General features: G+C 35.4%; 1 protein-coding gene. It reads left to right on the top strand.

The window, feature by feature from the left end:
* The first annotated feature begins 245 nt into the window (after positions 1–245).
* Entirely contained in the window at positions 246–695 is a 450-nt protein-coding gene (locus AC2Q9J_RS17555; protein ID WP_499041952.1) for an Hsp20/alpha crystallin family protein, read from the top strand.
* Positions 696–788: the final 93 nt, after the last annotated feature.

Raw genomic sequence — 788 nt, 5'->3', positions numbered from 1 at the left:
CCAAAGACCGAAAACTAGGCAAAAAACGCCCGATTTAACAAACTTTTCGAGTGGTAACTATTGAATTATATGAGGTGTATGACAAGACAGATAGAGTGTAGTCTGATCTGTTTTGTTATACATCTTATTTTTATTAAAAAAACAAGCATTTTCTGTTGACACTTTTTTTTGAATTTGATATTTATAAATTGTAGTTAGCACTCCGGTACATAGAGTGCTAAAAATAAATCTAAGGAGTGATTATCATGGCTGGTTTGATTCCTTTCAACAAAAAGCGTAATGATTTAATGAACCTTGGGTTTAATGATTTTTCAAACATGTTAGATGACTTTTTCTCAGCAAGTGGGCTTCCGTTCGAAAGAAGTCTAAGACATGACACATTTAAGGTGGATATCAAAGACGAAGAAGACAAGTATGTCATTGAAGCAGAAGTACCTGGAGTTAAAAAAGAAGATATTCAAGTTACCATTGATGATGGTCGTCTAAACTTATCTGTTAAACATGAAAGTGTTTCTGAAGAAGAAGGAAGTAAATATATTCACCGAGAACGTCGGATGTCTCAGATGTCCCGTAGCATTTTGTTGAAAGATGTGAGTGAAGAGGGCGCCCAAGCTAAATTGGAAGATGGAGTTTTGACATTGACTCTTCCTAAGAAAGAGCATTTAGAGACCTCGAAACGCATCATGATTGAGTAACGTTTATTTCGTGTGATCCCTCCTGAAAGAAAGGCGTTTCGCCTTTCTTTTTTTTGATAATCATTTCTCTGGAAGAATCAAGATTTCCCGTTT

The organism is Planococcus sp. RAB007_Raresut, from assembly GCF_057369535.1.
The sequence above is the reverse complement of the archived record's forward strand: the minus strand, read 5'-3'. Positions and strand labels throughout refer to the sequence as shown.

Coding starts and splice junctions, on each gene's coding strand:
- AC2Q9J_RS17555 (WP_499041952.1), top strand. CDS start 246: ATGGCTGGTTTGATTCCTTTCAACAAAAAGCGTAATGATTTAATGAAC.